The organism is Xanthomonas boreopolis (assembly GCF_046529185.1).
GTDB classification, from domain to species: Bacteria; Pseudomonadota; Gammaproteobacteria; order Xanthomonadales; family Xanthomonadaceae; genus Pseudomonas_S; species Pseudomonas_S boreopolis.
In genome coordinates this window covers 598,752-614,065 of the sequence record NZ_CP097162.1, presented here as the reverse complement: position 1 = coordinate 614,065, position 15,314 = coordinate 598,752, and the positions used below count along the sequence as shown (strand labels likewise).

Genomic DNA, 15,314 nt, shown 5'->3' with positions numbered 1-15,314 from the left:
GCGCATCAGGGCAGCGCGTGGAAATACTCCACCAGGAAATCGGCCGCGGCCCGCACCCCGGGAAGCAAGCCGCGCCGGTGCTGCATGACCAGCGTGGTCGTCACCTGGCCGGCGGTCCACTCCGGCAGCACGTGCGCGAGCTGCCCGGAGGCGATGTACGCCCTGCACATCCGTTCCGGCAGGCAGGCGATGCCCAGGCCGGCGGCCGCCGCCGCGAACAGCAGCGACGATTCGTTGGCGACCATGGCCGCCTGCGGCCGGGCCTGCGCGTGCGCTCCCGAAGCGTGCGCGAGATCCCAGGCCACCGTCGTGCCGCTGGAGAACAGCGCCCGATGCCGGTCCAGCTCCCCGGGGTAAGCCGGGGTGGCGTGCAGGTCCAGGTAGGCCGGCGCTGCCACCAGGATGACCGCTTCCACCATCAGGCGGCGCTGCACCAGCGCCGAGTCCGGCAGCGGCGCGAAGTGGCTGCGTATCGCCAGGTCCACGCCTTCCTGCGCCAGGTCGGCGAAACGGTCGCTCACGTCGAGGTCGAGCTGCAGCCGCGGGAACTTCAGCGCGAGCGCGGGAAGGCATTGCGCCAGGTAGAGCTGCGCGACCGGTACCGAGGCGGTGATGCGCACCGTGCCGCTGGGCTCGGCCTGCCGTCGCCGCACCACCGCTTCCGCCGCCTCCGCTTCGATGAGCGCACCGCGCGCGTGCTCGTAGAAATCGCGTCCCAGCTCGGTCAGCGTGAACGCGCGCGAGGTCCGGTGGATCAGGCGCGTCCCCAGTTCCTCCTCGAGCATCGCCACGCGCTTGCTGATCGTCGACTTGGGCAGCCCCAGCCGCCGCGAGGCCGCCGCAAAGCCGCCCTGCTCGACGGCGACGACGAAATAGGTCAGGTCGTTGAGGTTGAGCACCCCACCTCCAAAGTCTCTGCATGTGGACGATGAGTCCAGATTCTGCCAGCTACACGCCCAAGGTCCACACACCTACGCTTTCGGACAGGCGGCATGACCGCCTTCGTCCAACCCCAAAGGAGTTTCGTGATGACCCCGATCCTGTTCTACGGCGTGCCCTCGGGCTGTTCCTTCGGTTCCATCGTGGCATTGGAATGGCTGGGCCAGCCGTACCGGCTGTGCCGCATCGAAATGCCCGAAATGGTGACCGCCGAAGCCTATCGCCGCATCAATCCCGTCGGCGAGACGCCCACCTTGCGCACCGCCGGCGGCGACTTCCTCAGCGAAAGCATGGCGATCCTCAACCACATCGGCGCGCGCGGTGTGGACCAGGGGCTGGGCTTCGCCCAGGGCACGCGCGATTTCGACCGCCTCAACCAGGCGCTGGCCTTCCTCAACACCACGTTCTTCGGCGCCTACGTCCCGCTCTGGCATGCGCTCGAGCACGGGAGCGAGGGCATGGAGAAGCAGGTGCTGGTCGAGTTCGGCCGCAGCCGCGTGCGCAAGGCCCACGCCGACCTGTCGGCGATGCTTGGGGACCGCCCGTGGCTGCTCGGCCAGCAGCGCACCCTGGCGGATGCCTACTTCATCGGCATCGCCCGCTGGAACGAGTACCACCAGGCCATCGACCGCCGCGAGTTCCCCAACCTGCAGCGGCTGTACGACAAGCTCGAGGCGGATCCGGCCGTAGCGTTCGCACACGCGATCGAGGACCAGCGCCCGGCCACGAGCACTGGAGGCTTCCTCGGCGAGGTGCCCCTCGACGCGGCGCTCGACCGGGAGCCGGTCGCTGCCTGAAAGGCCGCGGCCAGGTTCGTGCCGATCGATCGCATATCCGCCAGGCCGAGGACGTGGCCAAGCCACGTGCCCTCGGCCGCGATCGACGCCGGCTAGGCCCGGCCTTGCCCCACCAGGCAATCCCAACTCGCCATCGCGCAATCCACCACCGACATCAGGCGCTTGCGCGGGGCGCCGTCGCGTACCTGCAGCGACAGGCCGTTCAGGACCGTGGCGTAGTAGGCGGCGACCGCGGCCACGTCGGCGCCGGCCGGCACGTCGCCTTCGGCGATGCCGCGCTTGAGGCGGTCGCGGATCCGCTTCTGCATGCGTTCGCGGAGCGCGGACAGTTCGTCGAACACCGCGCCGTTCTCGGCGGTGCGGTGCGGGGCGCCGAGGACGACCAGGCAGCCTTTCGCCGGCTGGGTCGCGGTGAAGGCCCGGACGTTGTCGCGCAGCATCGCGTCGATGGCCTCGCGGGCGGTGGCGGGCTCCTGCAGGGCGCGCACGGTATGCACGCCCACCGTGGCCAGGTAGAGGTCGACCGCCTCGCGGAACAGCGCCTCCTTGCAGCCGAAGGCGGCATACAGGCTGGGGGGATTGATGCCCATGGCCTGGGTCAGCTCGCCCAGCGAGGCCGCGTCGTAGCCGCGCTCGCGGAACAGGTCCATCGCCCTGTGCAATGCCTGGTCGCGATCGAATTGGCGCGGGCGGCCGCGTCCGGCCATGGGAAGCTCCTGCTTTATTTACCGATTGCTACATAAGGCGGTTGACGGCCGCGGTCAAGCCTGCCTTAATTATATATCGATCAATACATAAATAGGCCCATGGATACACTCACAGGCAAGACCGCGCTGGTCACCGGCGCATCCCGCGGCATCGGTGCGGCGATCGCGCTGCGGCTGGCGCAGAAAGGCGCCGACGTGGCGATCACCTATGCGAGCTCGGAAGCCAAGGCCGCCGAAGTGGTCGCCGGGATCGAGAAGCTCGGGCGCCGCGGCCGCGCCTACCGGGCCGACAGCGCCGATGCCGCGGCGTTGCGCTCCGCCATCGACCGCGCCGCCGCCGACCTCGGCCGCATCGACATCCTGGTCAACAACGCCGGGGTCCTGGTCGCCGGCGACGTCGCCGGGTTCGCGCTGGAGGATTTCGACCGCACCATGGCGGTCAACCTGCGCGCGGTGTTCGTCGCGACCCAGGCGGTGCTGCCGCACATGCGCGAAAGCGGCCGCATCGTCAACATCGGCAGCTGCCTCGCCGCCCGCGCCGGCCGCCCGGGCATCGCGGTGTACGCGGCCAGCAAGTCCGCGCTGGACGGGCTCACCCGCGGGCTGGCGCGCGACCTCGGCGCGCGCGGCATCACCGTCAACCTGGTGCATCCGGGCCCGACCGATACCGACATGAACCCGGCAGACGGCCCGCGCGCGGATGTCCTGCGCGCGCAGATGCCGATCCCGCGCTATGGCGAGGGCAGCAACATCGCCGGCCTGGTGGCCTGGCTCGCCAGCGAGGAAGGCCGCTACGCCAACGGCGCCTCCTACGCGCTCGACGGCGGCATCAACGCCTGATCCGCTTCGCCGCCGCGCATCGGCCGTCCCCGTGCAGGCGGGGACGGCGGGTCGCCGCCCGCTTCCGCCAGGCGGCGGGCCCACCGGCGATAATGTCCCGCTCCGTCCCGCCCCCATGACGTCGATGCGCGCATTCCTGCTGCTGATCTCCCTGCTGACCACCACCGCGTTCGCCCCGTCGGCCTGGGCATTGCGGCTGGACGATGGCGACCTGCTGTTCGTCACCGCCGGCAGCACCGGGCTGAGCGGCGCCATCGACGAGTCCACCGCCAAGGCCGGATCGCCCAGCTTCGACCACGTCGCCCTGGTCGCGCACCGCGATGCCGTCGCCGTGGTGCTGCATGCCGACGAGCAAGGCTCCCGCGAGCAGCCGTTGGACGAATTCCTCGGCGAGGCCCGGGCCAAGCACCGGCAGGTGCACGTCTACCGGCTCGAACCTGCCTACCGCGACGCCATCCCCGATGCGATCGCGCAGGCGCGGCGCATGCTCGGCAAGCCCTACAACTTCACCTACGTGCAGGACGAGGACAGCTACTACTGCTCGGACTTCATCGAACGCGCGTTCCGCGCGCGCCACGTGTTCGCGCTACAGCCGATGAACTTCAAGAACCCGCAGACCGGCCGGATCCCGGCGTACTGGGTCGAGTTCTACCGTGGCAAGGGCATGGAGGTGCCGCAGGACCAGCCCGGCACGAATCCCAACGACATGGCGCGCTCGGACGCGCTGCAATACGTCGGCCCGCTGGACCTCCAGGCCGGCGCGTAGAAGGCAGGACCGGTCAGAACCCGAAGCCGCAACGCTGGTGCACGTCCAGCACCTTCGCCACCAGGTATCCCGCCGGGAACGCCAGGACGAGCGCACAGAGCCACAGGCCGGCGGCGCGCGCGGCGATTCGGGCCTCCAGCCGCAACGCGCCGAACGGCAGGAGCAGGACCACCGCCCAGAGCAGGAGCAAGGGCGGGTAGACCAACGGGCCCAGCACGAGGTTCAGCACGGCCCAACCCAGCGCTTCGCCGGCCTCCACGGCATGGCACGCCCGTTGGAACCATCCCCAGGACGCGGCCACCACCCACATGGCCGTGGCGATCAGTGCCAGGACGTACTTCAGGATGCCGTGCATGGTTCTTCCTTGAGCGGGGATCGGGGCGGAACCGTGCCATGGTAGCGGTCCGGTCCGCAGCATTCCCGGCGGCATGCACGAGCGTCGCGATGCGGCTCACTCCAGCAGCGGCACCAGGTCCGGATCGCCCTTCCGCATCGCCCGTCGGTAGGCCGGGCGCGCGCCGATGCGCGCCAGGTAGGCGCGGATGCCGGGATAGGGCCCCAAGTCCACCGGCATGAACAGGCGCATCGTGGACAGCGGGAACACGCTCATGACGTCGGCCGCGGTGAAGTCCTCGCCTGCCAGGTGGTCGCTGTGCGCCAGGCGCGCGTCGACGTGCGCGAGGATCCCGTGCAGCCGCGCTTGCACCGCCGCCGGGACCGGATGTTCCGGGGCCAGCCCGCAGCGGCCGACGGTGAGCGCACGCAGCATCGCCGGCTGGAGCGTGCCGTTGGCGAAGTGGAACCAGTACAGGTACGCGGCGTACCCGGAATGGCCGGGTCCATGCCGCAGGCGTCCCTCGCCGAAGCGGTCCAGCAGGTAGTCGACGATGGCGCCGGACTCGGCCAGCATCAGGCCGTCGACCTCGACGACCGGCGCGGTGCCCAGCGGATGCACCGCCTTCAGCTCCGGCGGCGCCATGCGCGTGACCGGGTCGCGCGCGTACCTCGCCAGTTCGTAGGGAATGGCCAGCTCCTCGCAGAGCCAGACGATCCGCTCGGATTGCGAGCGGCCGAGATGGTGGATCCTGAGCATCGGTGTTCCTCGTGGACGAATGGACATCGCCGCCCCGCGTCGCGGGACGCCGGGCCGCATGGGATCGGATCGGGGATCAGGCGCGGGGCCGGCGGCCTTCGCCGCGCACGTCGCTGGGCAGGTAGCCGAAACGCGCGCGGAACCGGGCCGAGAACCGCGAGGCGGAGTCGTAGCCGACCGCGAGCGCGACATGCAGCACCGGCAGGTCGGTGTTCTGCAGCAGCGCCAGCGCATGCGACATGCGCACGTCCTGCACCAGGCCGCGGAAGCCGACGCCCTCCTCCGCCAGGCGCCTGCGCAAGGTCGGCGCGCTGGTCGCCAGCAGGCGCGCCACGCGGTCCACCGACCATCCGGTGGCCGGATCGGCCGCCAGCAGCCGGCGTACCTGCTGGCCGATCGATGCCGGCCGCGGCGGCGCGAAGTGGAACCCGCGCTCGCCGAGCCAGAGCAGCACCTCCTCGAGACGATGGATGGCGATCGCGGCCGGCACGCGGTCATCGCCCAGCGCGCCGAACGCGCGGTGGAACGCGTCGAGGAACGACTCCCCCAGCGCCGCGTGCGTCGCCACGCGCGGGCCCGCGTCGGGACGCGCGGCACCGGAGGCGGCGAGCCGTTGCGCGGACCACATCAGCCACAAGGCGCGATAGCTGCCGCTGCGGCCCGGCGTGTTGGCGATGTCCACCACCTCCCCGGCCTGCAGCGACAACGCGTCGCCGGGATGCGCGATGCATTCCCCGCCGGACCAGCGGATGCGCTTGCACCCGTCCTCGACCAGGATCAGCGTGGCCTGGTCGACCACGATGCGGTGCGAGGTCAGGTCGGAGCGCTGCACGATGCATCCGGCCGCGCCGACGCCGGGCCGCACCCGCAGCGCGCGCGGCCCCGCATCGGAAGCGCCCGGGGAACGCCGCGCCGGCATCGACCGCGCGGGAGCACGTTCGCCGCCCCGGGGCGGATCGACGGGTTGCAGGAGCCTCATGCGATGCGTCGGCGAAGACAGGACGGCGCTACTGTGCCATCCGCGTCCGCGGCGGACACGCCGGCAACGCTCGCTCGATATGCCGATCCGCTCAACCCGCCTCCGGTACCCCGGCCCCCGTCCACCCGTTCATTTTCGAGCCAGCCACTGCGGCGGCATCCGCGTAACCTTGCCCGCCTCCCACGCCCACTCACGCGCAAGGCACGCCGATGCCCCCTGCCCAGACGCCCCCTGCGCCGCTGTCGCCGGCGCCTTCGCTCGCGCCCTCGCTCGCCGCCGCGCACATGCCGCGCCGCTTCGCGCCGCTGGATCGCCGCGTGTTGCGGATCTGCGGCCTGGCCCTGGCCGTGGCCGTGCTGGTGGCGCTGGCGGCGCGCCTGCTCGCGTCGCTGACCGGCCTGGTCACCAACCTCGCCTTCCACGGCCGCTGGAGCCTGGAATTCGCCAGCCCGACCGGGCACCACCTCGGCGCCTGGGTGATCCTGGTGCCGGTGGTCGGCGGCCTCGTGGTCGGCGCGATGGCGCGCTGGGGATCGCGCGCGATCCGCGGGCACGGCATCCCCGAGGCGATGGAACAGGTGCTGCTCAACGAGAGCCGCATCCCGCCGCGGATGATCTGGCTCAAGCCGGTGTCCTCGGCCGTGGCGATCGGCACCGGCGGCCCGTTCGGCGCGGAAGGACCGATCATCGCCACCGGCGGCGCGCTCGGTTCGCTGTTCGGGCAACTGCTGCGGGTCACCGCCGACGAGCGCAAGACGCTGCTCGCCGCCGGTGCCGCGGCCGGCACCGCGGCGGTGTTCGCCGCGCCGCTCGCGGCGGTGCTGCTGGCGATCGAACTGCTGCTGTTCGAATGGCGCGCGCGCTCGCTGATCCCGGTGGCGCTGGCGGCGGCGGTCGGCGCCGGCGCGCACCTCGCGCTGGAAGGCGGCGCGCCGATGTTCGCGGTGCCGGCATTGGCCGCGCCGGACGTACCGGCGCTCGCCGCCTATCTCATGCTCGGCCTGGTCGCCGGCATCGCCGGCGTGGGCATCACCAAGCTCGCCTACGCGATCGAGGACGGCTTCGAGAAACTGCCGGTCCACTGGATGTGGTGGCCGGCGATCGGCGGCCTGGTGGTCGGCCTGGTCGGCTGGTTCATGCCGCTCACGCTCGGCGTGGGCTACGACAACATCGCCGGCGCGATCGCCGGCCGGATCGGCGTGGCCACGCTGCTGGCGCTGTGCGTGGCCAAGCTGCTGTCGTGGTCGATCGCGCTCGGCAGCGGCACCTCCGGCGGCACCCTGGCCCCGCTGTTCACCATCGGCAGCGCGCTCGGCGGCGTGCTCGGCGCTGGCCTGGCGGCCTGGGCGCCGTGGCTGCACGTCGACCCGCACATGGCCGCGCTGGTGTGCATGGCGGCGCTGTTCGCCGGCGCCTCGCGCGCCTTCCTCACCTCGGTGATGTTCGCCTTCGAGACCACCCAGCAACCGCACGCGCTGCTGCCGCTGCTCGGCGCCTGCGCGGCCGACTACCTGGTCTCCGGCCTGGCGATGCGCCACACCATCATGACCGAGAAGATCGCCCGCCGCGGCGTGCGCGTGCCCAGCGAGTACGCGGCCGACTACCTGGACCAGATCGCCGCCGGCGAAGCCTGCAGCCGCGACGTGGTGGTCCTGCGCCACGACGAGCGCCTGCAGGACGTGCGCAGCCGGCTCGGCTCGGGCCAGGCCGCGTTCAAGCACCAGGGCTTCCCGGTGGTGGACGATGCCGGCCATGCGCTCGGCGTCGTCACCCGCCGCGACCTGCTCGATCCGCAGTGGGACGCGGACACCCGCATCGGCGCGATGCTGCGCCGCCCCCTGCTGGCCGTGCGCGAGGACCATTCGCTGCGCGAGGCCGCCGACCACATGGTGGAGGCCGACGTGGGCCGGCTCGTCGTCGTCGCCCGCAACGCGCCGCACGCGATGGTCGGCATCCTCACCCGCGGCGACCTGCTCGCCGCCCATGCGCGGCGGCTGCGCCAGGCCCGCCATGCCGACCGGCACCTGGGCGCGGGCGCCAGGCCGACCGCCTGATCCGTGCGGCGCCTGCTCGATCCTGCCGGCAAGGTGCTGGCCACGGCGACGGCGACGCTCCGGGTCAGCGAGATGCGGTGGCACGGCGTGACGATCCCCAGCCCGATAGCGCGCAACCTGATAGAGCGGCGGGTCGCCCGGCAGCAGCCCTGATCTACCCGCCCTGCGGGCGAGGAGGTCATCGGGCGGAACCAGGTAGCGCGTTCCCTGTCGTTTTTCCCCGCGCTTGCGCAGCGCGCACGCCCGGCTCATCGTTCGCCTGTCGCCCATCGGCGCCTACCGCCTGGCGACATCCAATCACTGGACAGGGGATCCGACATGCATGCCATCCGCACGACGGGTGCGTCCGCGCGCCTGCTTGAAGCTGCAAGAAACCTGGCTTTCCTCGCGTCGCTTCCCGTGCTGGCCGCCTGCGCGGGCCGGCACGTCAAACCCGATGCGGCCTACGCCGATGCGCCGGCGCGCACCGTCAGGGTCGCCTACGACCAGGATGGCGACATCTATCCACGCGACACGTCCGCGATCGACTGGTCCGCGTTCAAGCCCAGCCGCTTCCAATCGAGGTTCGGCGGGCCGCTGCGCCTGAAGGACCTGCGCGATCGCGAGGGGCACAAGCCCTACGCCGGCGTGCGCGGACAGGCGCAACGCGATGCGGAACAAGCCCTCGACCAGGCCCTGCGCGGCACCGACATGCTGGTCGTGCTCATCCACGGCTTCAACAACGACTACGGCGAGGCACGCACCGCCTACGAAGCCATCCGCAAGCGGATCGTCCGCGACGCGGCCAGGACCGCCTACCTGGAGGTTTTCTGGGACGGCCTCGCACTGCGCAGCGACAAAGCCCTGGACAAGGCCGGCTATGCCAGCTTCTGGCCCGATGCGCTGACCTATTCCAACCTTGCGGGGCAGTACGGCCTGCGTCCCTTGCTCAACAGCATCCGGCACGACGTCGACCTCCGCTTCGTGACGCACTCCCGCGGTGCCGCGGTCGCGCTGGCGGCGCTGGCCGACCCGCTCTACGACCCGGGCATCGTCAAGCCCGCTACGACCGACCAGAACCGCGCCCTCGCCAATCCCAGGATCCGCACGATCGGCATCGCCGCATTCGCGCCCGCCATCGGCGCAGGCCACCTGCACGACGCCCTCGACCAGGCATTGGCGACGCACCCCACGCTCTTCCTCGCAGGCGTGAACCCCAGGGATTTCGCCACGTCCAAGTCCATCCTCAGCAGCGAGTTCTGGGGCGACACCAGCCTGGGCAGCGATCCTGGCTTCCTGCTGGAGCAGCAATCGCGGCACCGCACCAACTTCACCCTGTTGGCCGGCTTGTTCCGCCATGGCAGCGAACACGCGCTGGAAGCCTACTTCCGCGACGACGCGCTCACCGCCTGCTTCTTCCGGAGCATCGATCTCGGGCCTCACACGCCCGCATGCCACCTCGTCGGCGAGGTTGCCGCCGCGGCGGAGAAGCGCGGGATCGCAGGGGATTGATCGAGGCGCAGAGCAGCACGACGCCCGGCATGCGTTGAGGCCGGCCTATCGGGCGACATGCGCCAGGGCACTGCATGCGGCGTATCGCCGCATGCAGCCACCGCTCGTTCGATCGCAGCGTCGTCGCGCTTGCCTGCGACGGCTCAGTGCAGCGTCAGCACGATCGGCTCGCCGCGGGTGATCACCAGCGTGTGCTCGTACTGGGCCGAGCGGTTCCCCTTCGTGCCCACCAGCGTCCAGCCATCCCCGGCTTCCTCCACCATCCGGCTCCGCGTGGAGAGGAACGGCTCGATGGTGATGACCAGGCCTTCGTGCAGCACGCGCGTATCGGCCGGGTCGTAGTAGCCGGCGATATGGTCGGGCTGCTCGTGCAGCGCGCGGCCCACGCCATGGCTGCCCAGGTTCTCGATCACGCGGAAGCCGAACCGGCGTGCGGTCGCCTCGATCGCCGCACCGATGCGGTTGATCGGCTGGCCGGCGCGCGCCACCTGCAGGGCGCTGGCCAGGGCCGCGCGCGTGGCATGGCACAGGCGGGTGTCGCGCGCCGAGGCGGGCGGCAGCACGCGCGTGCCGCCGGTGTCGGCGTAGTAGCCATCCAGTTCCGCGGAGACGTCCACGTTCAGCACGTCGCCGGCGCGCAGCACGCGCGCGCCCGGGACGCCGTGCGCGGCCTCCTCGTTGACGCTGATGCAGGTGGCGCCCGGGAACCCGTAGGCCAGGCGCGGTGCCGACCGCGCCCCGGCCTCGGCCAGCATGCGTTCGCCGATCGCATCCAGCTCCGCGGTGGTCATGCCGGGCACGGCCGCCGCCAGCATCGCCTCGCGCACCTGCGCGACGAGGCGGCCGATGCGCTGCAGGCCCTCGAGGTCGGATGGGGATTCGATGGTCATGGCGGAGCCCTGGTGCGAGAGGCGCAGGTTATCACTACGGCGGCGACGGCCCGCGCGGATGGTGGAGCGGCACGACCCAGCTCGCTCGCCTCGCTCCCGGCGGCGCCGGGCCATCGATCCTGCGTTCCCATCGCCGTCCCAAGGACGGAAGCGGCGCTCAATCGGGCGCCCGGCCTGCCAACGCCGCCATCGTGAAGACGTAGCCCGCGCTTTCGAGGAGCGCCCTCATCCGCAGCTCCGCGCGCCGCGGCAGGCGCAACCCGCTTGGCGCATAAAGCGCATAAACATAGCCCGCGCCTTCCACATGTTCCCTGCGGACCGAACAATCGTTCGTCTCGGCGGCGTCCGACCAGACCGCCTGCAATTTCGCAGGACCGATGGACTGGCCGTTGTGCAGGCGGAACGTCAGCCAGCGAACGCCCGGCGGCGGCAAGCGAGCTACCTTAGCCATTGCGCACCTTCGATGCGGCGATGGAGGGCCTCGAGGATTTCCGGGTCCAGCCTGGGGTGCTCGGTCAGCGAAGACGCGGGGAGATCGATGCGCATCGCATCGTTGACCAAGGCGGGCAGCACGCGATCCAGGTCGATCCACCAGCCATGAGGAAGGCGCAGGCCATGCCCGTTTCTGTCGTAGATGCTGATCTGGAAAGACATGACGATGCTCCAGGTGAGTCCCGAGCATACGTCAATGCGATGTCATCCCCGGCTGCGACCCGCCGGATGGGCTACTGGTGCGCATCCAGCCGGCGGGGCGCACAGGAACACATGGCTCTCGTCCTGTTTCGCCTCCAGGAACGGACCGGACCGTGGCATCGCGGAAGAAGGCCGGTACATGGCCTTCCGCCAACGTTCTCGCATTCGATCCCGGCCCTACTTGCCGGCCTTGTACGCCTTCACCGCGTCCATCGTCATCTGCACGTGCTTCTCCGGATTGCGGTCCGTGTAGCTGAGCAGGATCTTGCCGTCCGGCGCGATGACGAACGAGGTGCGGTTGGACAAGGTCTTGCCGTCGGCCTGCATGGTCGCGTCGAACTTCGCCGCCACCTTCGCGCCCGGATCGGCGGCGACGGCGAACTTGTCCCGGCACTCGGCGCTGGAGAATTCCTCCACGCGGTCCAGGTTGCCGGCCGTGACGCCCACGACGGTCGCGCCCAGCTTCTCGAACTCCGGCGTCGCCTCGGCGAAGCGGTGCGCCTCGATCGTGCAGCCCGCAGTGAAGGCGGCCGGGAAGAAGTACAGCACCACCGGCCCGCGCTTGAGCGCCTGCTTGAGGTCGAACGTGGTCGGCTTGCCGGCCAGCGCCGCCTGCAGGCTGAACTCCGGCGCGGTCGCGCCCCGCGGCAGCGCCGCGGAAGCGGTCATGACGGGCAGCGCGAGGCCGGCCACCAGCGCGATGGCCAGGCGCCGGGCGAAATGCTTGATGGTCTTCATGCGAGATTCCTTCGATGGAGGCGATGCGGTCGTGGACGAGGCGATGAGGCTGGGTGCATCCGGCGGGCGCGGAGCTTGCCGAGGCGAATCGTAAGCCCATCGCGGCGGACTTGGCGCCCATAGGTGCCAAGCCTGGGCGTGGGTTCTTCTCGCATGCGGCGATGAATACGCATTCCGCTGCGTGCCGCGCCCTTCGCACGGCCTGCCGGCGCGCGCCGCCAGCATCGTCCCCAACTGCGAACTCCGTCGCCACCGCCCATGTGACAGTTCCCTTACCATCCGGCTCAGGAGGCTGTCACGACAGGGAGGAGTTCGGCGATGAACGCGATCCACTCCAAGAGTGCATTCCTGTACGGGCAGCTCAGGCGCGCATTGCAATCGGGACGCTACGCGCCCGGACAGCGGATCGACCCGGCCAGGCTGGCCGCGAGTTCGACACCAGCGCCACGCCCGTGCGGTTCGCGTTGTATCGCCTGGTCGGCGAAGGCCTGGTCTCCGACCATGCGCGCGGCGGATTGCACGTGCCGCTGCTCGGCGAGGTCGCGTTGCGCGACCTTTACGACTGGATGCAGCGCCTGCTGCTGATGGCCTGCGACATCGGCGTCGCGCCCAGCACGGAGGCCGGGAGGTTGGAGCCGGCGCCGGCGGAGCACGACGTGGCCAAGTTGACGTGGAAGCTGTTCGACGCGATCGCCCGCGCCACGGCGCACCGCTCGTTGCACCAGGCGGTCAAGCAGGCCAACGACAAGCTGGCGCCGGTACGCCGCGCCAAGCAGGACCTGATCGGCCATGCGCACGAGGAAATCTCGGAACTGAACCGGTATTGGCGGCAGCGCGACATGCCCGCCCTGAAATCCGCCCTGCGCGACTACCACGAACGCCGCAAGCAGCTGGTGCCGCGCATCGTGGCCACGCTGGTCGATCGCTGCGAGCGCCTGCAGTAGATCAACCGCTCCCGCCGGCCCGCGGTTCGCCGCCGGCGGATCGCCGGAACCCATGGCCGCTGCACACGCGTTGCCTCCCGGCCTGTCTTTTTTTGCCAGCCACGCCGGCACCCGGGCGCCAGCGGCTCCGCGCCGCGATGTTGCAGCAAATGCCTTGGCATCCCACGTATTGCAATGTTATAACATTTTATACCCGACGGAATAGGCCGGCAGGCCGCCCGTCGTCGGCCCCTCTCTCGCCGCTGCCGGCGTCACTGATAGCCATGGAAACCGCATGACGACTTCCCGTACCTCCCTCTCCGCCAGCATCGCCGTCGCGCTGCTCGCCACCGGCCTGATCGCGCAGCGCGCGCACGCCGAAACCGCCACGCCCCCGCCGGCCACGCTGGACACGATCCAGGTCACTGGCATGCAGGAGGCTGCCAACAAGATCGCCTCGCCGGTCAGCGTGATCGGTGCCGAGAAGATCGAGCAGGGCGGCGGTACCCTGGGCGAAGTGCTCGACGGCCTGCCCGGCGTGCGGGCCGACACCTTCGGCGCCGGCGCGGGCCGCCCGATGATCCGCGGCCAGACCGCGCCGCGGGTGAAGGTGCTCTCCGACAGCTCGGCCGTGCTCGATGCCTCGGACATCTCGCCCGACCACGCCGTCACCGTGGACCCGCTGCTGGGCGAGCGCATCGAAGTGCTGCGCGGTCCGGCCACCCTGCTGTACGGCGGCGGTGCCATCGGCGGCGTGGTCAACGTGCTGGATAACAAGATCCCCGGCCGCCTTCCAGACAACGGCCTGGGGGGACGCCTGCTGCTGCGGGGCAACTCGGTGGCCGACGAGCGCGTGGCCGCCGGTGCCATCACCGGCCAGCTCGGCGACCACCTCGTGCTGCATGCCGAAGGCTCGTACAAGGACGCGGACGACTACCGTGTCCCGGACCTGGACGAATCGCGCGTGGACGCCACCTTCAGCCGCTCGAAGAACGGCAGCGTCGGCGCCAGCTGGGTCACCGACAAGGGCTACGTCGGCCTGGCCTACTCCTACCGCGACGACCATTACGGGCTGCCCGGCCACAGCCACGAGTACGAAGGCTGCCACCCGCACGGCAGCGCGCTGCACTGCGGCTCGCACGACCATGCCGCCGAAGAGGGCCACGACCACTCGCACGAACACGACCATGACCACGAGCACGTGGCGGCGATCAACCTGACCAGCAAGCGCATCGACCTGCGCGGCGAATATGCCGATCCGTTCCCGGGCATCGGCCGCATCCGCTTCCGTGCCAACCATACCGACTACAGCCACGACGAGGTGGACGGCGAAGAGGTCACCACCACCTTCCGCAACAAGGGCTACGACAGCCGCGTGGAGCTGGAACACGTGCCGATCGGCCGCTGGACCGGCGTGTTCGGCGTGCAGCACGCCGACACCACCTTCAGCGCCACCGGCGTGGAAGCGTTCCTGCCCACCGTGGACACCCGCTCCACCGGCGTGTTCCTGGTCGAGCACTTCGAACTGAACGACCGATGGCACTTCGAACTGGGCGGCCGCCACGAATGGCTGGTGCACCAGCCGCTCAACGACGCGCGCAACCGGCCCAAGTTCGACGATACCGCCAGCTCGTTCTCCGGCGCGGCGATCTGGTCGTTCCGCCCGGACCTGTCGCTGACCTTCTCGCTGTCGCGCTCGCAGCGCCTGCCGCACGCGCAGGAGCTTTACGCCCGCGGCATCCACATGGCCACCAACACCTACGAATGCGGCCTGTTGCCGAGCGCGCTGACCTGCGGCGGCGCGGCCAACGACGCCGGCTATGCCAAGGAGACCTCCAGGAACGCCGAGCTGATGCTGCGCAAGACCGAAGGCCCGGTGACGTTCAGCCTGGGCGCATTCGCCAACGACGTGGACGACTACATCTACGCGCGCACGCTGGACCAGTACGAAGCCTTCCGGCTGATCAAGTACACCCAGGCCGACGCCGAATTCCGCGGCATCGAGGCCGAACTGGGCCTGCAGCTCAACGACCACCTGTCGGTCACCGTGTTCGGCGACCGCACCCGCGCGCGCTTCGCCCACGGCGGCGGCGACGTGCCGCGCATCCCGGCGGCGCGCTTCGGCGGCCGCGCCAACCTGGCCATGGGCGCGTTCGAGGGCGAACTGGAGCTGTACCGGGTCAACCGCCAGACCCACATCGCCGACTACGAAGTGGAATCGCCGGCCTACGACATGCTCAACCTGGCCGTGTCCTACCGCCTGCCGTACGGCAACAGCCGGGTGTTCGTGCGCGGCAGCAACCTGCTCGACGAGCAGGTGTGGAACCACGCCTCGTTCCTGGCCAGCACCGTCCCACTGCCCGGCCGCAACGTGACCGTCGGCTTCAGCTACGCGTTCTGAGGC

At 70.5% G+C, this 15,314-nt stretch carries 16 protein-coding genes; 7 read left to right on the top strand and 9 right to left on the bottom strand.

The features are described 5' to 3' along the window. Window positions 1–5: 5 nt before the first annotated feature. Window positions 6–899, bottom strand: coding sequence for a LysR substrate-binding domain-containing protein (locus M3M27_RS02775; protein WP_434027084.1), 894 nt, complete (start codon window positions 897–899; stop codon window positions 6–8). 129 nt (window positions 900–1,028) lie between these two features. On the opposite strand from M3M27_RS02775, the gene M3M27_RS02770 reads away from it, so the two are divergent. After that, window positions 1,029–1,736, top strand: a complete 708-nt coding sequence (locus M3M27_RS02770; protein WP_434027083.1) for a glutathione S-transferase family protein — start codon at window positions 1,029–1,031, stop codon at window positions 1,734–1,736. Window positions 1,737–1,828: 92 nt separating this feature from the next. Here M3M27_RS02770 and M3M27_RS02765 read toward each other — a convergent pair whose 3' ends face one another. Further along, window positions 1,829–2,443: a TetR/AcrR family transcriptional regulator gene (locus tag M3M27_RS02765; protein WP_434027082.1), complete on the bottom strand. Its 615-nt coding sequence runs from the start codon at window positions 2,441–2,443 to the stop codon at window positions 1,829–1,831. Window positions 2,444–2,542: 99 nt separating this feature from the next. On the opposite strand from M3M27_RS02765, the gene M3M27_RS02760 reads away from it, so the two are divergent. Both M3M27_RS02760 and M3M27_RS02755 read left to right on the top strand, forming a co-directional pair. After that, window positions 2,543–3,283: a 3-oxoacyl-ACP reductase family protein gene (locus M3M27_RS02760; protein WP_434027081.1), complete on the top strand. Its 741-nt coding sequence runs from the start codon at window positions 2,543–2,545 to the stop codon at window positions 3,281–3,283. A gap of 124 nt (window positions 3,284–3,407) precedes the next feature. Continuing rightward, on the top strand, window positions 3,408–4,049 hold the full coding sequence (locus M3M27_RS02755; RefSeq protein ID WP_140725879.1) for a YiiX/YebB-like N1pC/P60 family cysteine hydrolase: 642 nt from the start codon (window positions 3,408–3,410) through the stop codon (window positions 4,047–4,049). Between the two features lie 13 nt (window positions 4,050–4,062). Here the strand turns inward: M3M27_RS02755 and M3M27_RS02750 are convergent, their stop codons facing one another. The 3 genes from M3M27_RS02750 to M3M27_RS02740 all read right to left on the bottom strand — a co-directional run bounded on the left by M3M27_RS02750 (window position 4,063) and on the right by M3M27_RS02740 (window position 5,974). Further along, window positions 4,063–4,404 (bottom strand): hypothetical protein, encoded by a 342-nt coding sequence (locus tag M3M27_RS02750; protein WP_434027080.1) that lies wholly within the window; start codon window positions 4,402–4,404, stop codon window positions 4,063–4,065. A gap of 96 nt (window positions 4,405–4,500) precedes the next feature. Next, window positions 4,501–5,142 (bottom strand): glutathione S-transferase family protein, encoded by a 642-nt coding sequence (locus tag M3M27_RS02745; protein ID WP_434027079.1) that lies wholly within the window; start codon window positions 5,140–5,142, stop codon window positions 4,501–4,503. A gap of 76 nt (window positions 5,143–5,218) precedes the next feature. After that, entirely contained in the window at window positions 5,219–5,974 is a 756-nt protein-coding gene (locus M3M27_RS02740; RefSeq protein WP_434027078.1) for a helix-turn-helix transcriptional regulator, read from the bottom strand. A 356-nt stretch (window positions 5,975–6,330) separates the two neighbouring features. Here M3M27_RS02740 and M3M27_RS02735 point away from each other — a divergent pair, with 356 nt between their 5' ends. Both M3M27_RS02735 and M3M27_RS02730 read left to right on the top strand, forming a co-directional pair. Beyond that, window positions 6,331–8,175 (top strand): chloride channel protein, encoded by a 1,845-nt coding sequence (locus M3M27_RS02735; protein WP_434027077.1) that lies wholly within the window; start codon window positions 6,331–6,333, stop codon window positions 8,173–8,175. Between the two features lie 318 nt (window positions 8,176–8,493). Continuing rightward, window positions 8,494–9,666, top strand: a complete 1,173-nt coding sequence (locus tag M3M27_RS02730) for a hypothetical protein (protein WP_434027076.1) — start codon at window positions 8,494–8,496, stop codon at window positions 9,664–9,666. Between the two features lie 143 nt (window positions 9,667–9,809). On the opposite strand, the gene map is transcribed toward M3M27_RS02730, so the two are convergent. From map to M3M27_RS02710, 4 genes are all read right to left on the bottom strand, one after another. After that, window positions 9,810–10,556, bottom strand: coding sequence for a type I methionyl aminopeptidase (map, locus tag M3M27_RS02725; protein ID WP_434027075.1), 747 nt, complete (start codon window positions 10,554–10,556; stop codon window positions 9,810–9,812). A 157-nt stretch (window positions 10,557–10,713) separates the two neighbouring features. Next, on the bottom strand, window positions 10,714–11,007 hold the full coding sequence (locus tag M3M27_RS02720; RefSeq protein WP_140725857.1) for a hypothetical protein: 294 nt from the start codon (window positions 11,005–11,007) through the stop codon (window positions 10,714–10,716). Further along, the gene (locus tag M3M27_RS02715) at window positions 10,995–11,210 is read right to left on the bottom strand and encodes a hypothetical protein (RefSeq protein ID WP_140725854.1); all 216 of its coding nucleotides are present in this window, start codon (window positions 11,208–11,210) and stop codon (window positions 10,995–10,997) included. Before M3M27_RS02715 ends, M3M27_RS02720 begins: the two co-directional genes overlap by 13 nt. 216 nt (window positions 11,211–11,426) lie before the next feature. After that, window positions 11,427–11,987 carry a peroxiredoxin gene (locus M3M27_RS02710; protein ID WP_434027074.1) on the bottom strand — a complete coding sequence of 187 codons (561 nt, stop codon included), beginning with the start codon at window positions 11,985–11,987 and terminating at the stop codon, window positions 11,427–11,429. 452 nt (window positions 11,988–12,439) lie between these two features. Here M3M27_RS02710 and M3M27_RS02705 point away from each other — a divergent pair, with 452 nt between their 5' ends. Together M3M27_RS02705 and M3M27_RS02700 are read left to right on the top strand one after the other, a co-directional pair. After that, complete coding sequence (locus tag M3M27_RS02705; RefSeq protein WP_434027073.1) at window positions 12,440–12,931, top strand: GntR family transcriptional regulator; 492 nt, start codon at window positions 12,440–12,442, stop codon at window positions 12,929–12,931. Window positions 12,932–13,205: 274 nt separating this feature from the next. Next, a complete protein-coding gene (locus M3M27_RS02700) occupies window positions 13,206–15,311 on the top strand; it encodes a TonB-dependent receptor domain-containing protein (RefSeq protein WP_434027072.1) in 2,106 nt (701 codons plus the stop codon). Window positions 15,312–15,314 lie beyond the last annotated feature (3 nt).

Excerpts from the sequence above, each read along its gene's own strand:
- M3M27_RS02770 (WP_434027083.1), top strand. The coding sequence starts at position 1,029 with ATGACCCCGATCCTGTTCTACGGCGTGCCCTCGGGCTGTTCCTTCGGT.
- M3M27_RS02765 (WP_434027082.1), bottom strand. The coding sequence starts at position 2,443 with ATGGCCGGACGCGGCCGCCCGCGCCAATTCGATCGCGACCAGGCATTG.
- M3M27_RS02760 (WP_434027081.1), top strand. The coding sequence starts at position 2,543 with ATGGATACACTCACAGGCAAGACCGCGCTGGTCACCGGCGCATCCCGC.
- M3M27_RS02755 (WP_140725879.1), top strand. The coding sequence starts at position 3,408 with ATGCGCGCATTCCTGCTGCTGATCTCCCTGCTGACCACCACCGCGTTC.
- M3M27_RS02750 (WP_434027080.1), bottom strand. The coding sequence starts at position 4,404 with ATGCACGGCATCCTGAAGTACGTCCTGGCACTGATCGCCACGGCCATG.
- M3M27_RS02745 (WP_434027079.1), bottom strand. The coding sequence starts at position 5,142 with ATGCTCAGGATCCACCATCTCGGCCGCTCGCAATCCGAGCGGATCGTC.
- M3M27_RS02735 (WP_434027077.1), top strand. The coding sequence starts at position 6,331 with ATGCCCCCTGCCCAGACGCCCCCTGCGCCGCTGTCGCCGGCGCCTTCG.
- M3M27_RS02730 (WP_434027076.1), top strand. The coding sequence starts at position 8,494 with ATGCATGCCATCCGCACGACGGGTGCGTCCGCGCGCCTGCTTGAAGCT.
- map (WP_434027075.1), bottom strand. The coding sequence starts at position 10,556 with ATGACCATCGAATCCCCATCCGACCTCGAGGGCCTGCAGCGCATCGGC.
- M3M27_RS02720 (WP_140725857.1), bottom strand. The coding sequence starts at position 11,007 with ATGGCTAAGGTAGCTCGCTTGCCGCCGCCGGGCGTTCGCTGGCTGACG.
- M3M27_RS02715 (WP_140725854.1), bottom strand. The coding sequence starts at position 11,210 with ATGTCTTTCCAGATCAGCATCTACGACAGAAACGGGCATGGCCTGCGC.
- M3M27_RS02710 (WP_434027074.1), bottom strand. The coding sequence starts at position 11,987 with ATGAAGACCATCAAGCATTTCGCCCGGCGCCTGGCCATCGCGCTGGTG.
- M3M27_RS02700 (WP_434027072.1), top strand. The coding sequence starts at position 13,206 with ATGACGACTTCCCGTACCTCCCTCTCCGCCAGCATCGCCGTCGCGCTG.